Annotated in this window: 2 protein-coding genes; both read right to left on the reverse strand. The window is 71.0% G+C overall.

Going from position 1 to position 2,496, the window contains the following annotated elements; genetic code table 11:
* Nucleotides 1-165: 165 nt before the first annotated feature.
* The gene (locus AC0CYZ_RS07360) at nt 166-1,905 is read right to left on the reverse strand and encodes an AMP-binding protein (RefSeq protein WP_472213805.1); all 1,740 of its coding nucleotides are present in this window, start codon (nt 1,903-1,905) and stop codon (nt 166-168) included.
* Between the two features lie 109 nt (nt 1,906-2,014).
* Nucleotides 2,015-2,236: a DUF3618 domain-containing protein gene (locus AC0CYZ_RS07365; RefSeq protein ID WP_472213807.1), complete on the reverse strand. Its 222-nt coding sequence runs from the start codon at nt 2,234-2,236 to the stop codon at nt 2,015-2,017.
* Nucleotides 2,237-2,496 lie beyond the last annotated feature (260 nt).

Below are 2,496 nucleotides of genomic sequence, written 5' to 3' on the forward strand. Positions count from 1 at the left end.
CGATCTGGATGTCGACGCCGTCGGCGATCATGGCCGGGTACGGGTAGACCACCGAAGCCTGGAACGCCGTAATCGCCTCGTCGCACCACGTCAGGTAGTGCCCGAAGAAGACCACGCCCTGCTGGTCGATCTCGGCGTACCGGGGCACGACCGGGAACGAGAAGCTCACGACGACCGCAGGCCCAGCGACTCGTCGGACCACTCGCCCTCGGGGGCGCCACCGCCGGCCGGGTCGGCACGCAGGTCGGTCTCCCGAGTCCGCAGCTCGACCCGACGGATCTTCCCCGAGATCGTCTTCGGGAGCTCCGCGAACTCCAGGCGCCGCACCCGCTTGTAGGCCGGGAGATGCTCGCGCGCGTACTCGAGGATCGCCCGCGCCGCCTTCTCCCCCGGTTCCCAGCCGCGCGCGAGCACGACGTAGGCCTTCGGCACGGCCAGGCGCAGCGCGTCGGGCGAGGGCACGACGGCGGCCTCGGCGACGGCATCGTGCTCGAGCAGCACGCTCTCCAGCTCGAACGGCGAGATGCGGTAGTCGCTGGCCTTGAAGACGTCGTCCGAGCGGCCGACGTAGGTGATGTAGCCGTCCTCGTCGCGGGACCCGACGTCGCCGGTGTGGTAGTAGCCGCCGCGCATGACCTCGGCGTTGCGCTCGTCGTCGTCGGCGTAGCCCACCATCAGGCCCACCGGCCGCTTAGAAAGGTAGACGCAGATCTCGCCCTCCTCGCCCAACTCGCCCGAGACGGGGTCCACCAGCGCGATCTCGAAGCCCGGCAACGGCCGGCCCATCGAGCCGTCCTTGACCCGCTGCCCCGGCGTGTTCGCGATCTGCAGCGACGACTCGGTCTGGCCGAACCCGTCGCGGATCGTCAGGCCCCACGCGTCGCGGACCTGCTCGATGACCTCGGGGTTCAGCGGCTCGCCGGCGCCGACGAGCTCGCGCATCGGCACCTGCCACCGGCTCAGGTCGGCCTGGATCAGCATCCGCCAGACGGTCGGCGGCGCGCAGAACGTCGTCACGCCCTTGTCGACCAGCGTCTTGAGCATCGCGTCGGCGTCGAAGCGGCTGTAGTTGTAGATGAAGATCGTCGCCTCGGCGCACCACGGCGCGAAGACGTTCGACCACGCGTGCTTGGCCCAGCCGGGCGAGGAGATGTTGCAGTGGACGTCGCCGGGCTCGAGGCCGATCCAGTACATCGTCGAGAGGTGCCCGACGGGGTAGGAGACGTGCGTGTGCTGGACGAGCTTCGGCTTCGCCGTGGTGCCCGAGGTGAAGTAGAGGAGCAGCGTGTCGGAGGCCTTCGTCGCCCCGTCCGGCTCGAAGTCGGCCGAGGCGCCGTCCGCCTCGGCGAAGTCCAGCCAACCGTCGGGGGTCGAGGGGCCGACGGCGACGCGGGTGTAGTCGCCGGGCACGTCGGCGAACTTGTCGACGTCGGCGTCCCGGACGACGACGTGCTTCGCCGCGCCCCGGTCGATGCGGTCACGCAGGTCGGCGGCCCCGAGCATCGGCGTCGAAGGGATCAGCACCGCGCCCAGCTTCATCGCCGCGAGGATCGTGTCCCACAGCTCGACCTGGTTGGCCAGCATGAGGATGATCCGGTCGCCGCGCCGGACCCCGTGGGAGCGCAGCCAGTTCGCGACGCGGTTGGACCGCCGCGTCATCTCCGCGAACGAGTACTTCCCCTCGGTCCCGTCCTGCTCGACGATCCACAGCGCCGGCCGGTCGGCGGACGCCGGGTCCGCGCCGATGGCGTCGAAGTGCTCCAGCGCCCAGTTGAACTCGTCGAGCTCGGGCCACGCGAAGTCGCGTCGCGCCGCGTCGTAGTCGGTCTGCCGCTCGACGAGGAGGTCGCGGGCGGCGCGGAAGCGCTGGGCCGCAGGAGTGAGTTGCGACGACGACGTCGACACGGTGAGGGGCCTCCGAGCTGTCCTGGTCACGACGAAGGGCGGGCGTCCCGAGGTTCCTATCACCTCGGGCCACCCGCCCACAGCCGTCGGACCGGCCGGTCGCGCCCTGCTACTTGAACAGCTTGCGCAGGATCAGGAGCCCGATGAGGGCACCCGCTCCGATCACCGCGTACTTGATCTTCGGGTCGGCCCACTTCTCGGCCGCCATCTCCTTGCCCTGCTCGCTGAGCCGCTGCGGGCTCGCGCGCTCGGAGAGCTCGTCGAGCGCCCCGGCGAGGGCCTCGCGCGCCTGCTCGATCTCCCGCTCGATCGTGTCCGGGTCGCGTGCCACGGAGCCTCCCTCGTCCCTGTCCGGTCCGGCCCCGGTTGCCCGGTCGCCGCTCTGTCGTCGACGCAGCCCGTTGCCTGCTGCCGCCCATCGTGGCCGCATCGTCACGCGGTGTCCCTGCGGGCCCACGACGACGCGCCGCACGGTCGGCGATCACATGTCAGCGGTATCCTGCCCGCCCGTGGCCACCGATAACCGTCTGACCCCGGGTGACGCCGCCCCGGAGTTCTCCCTGACCTCCGACACGGGCGAGACGGTGTCGC

Source organism: Actinomycetospora sp. (assembly GCF_055612215.1).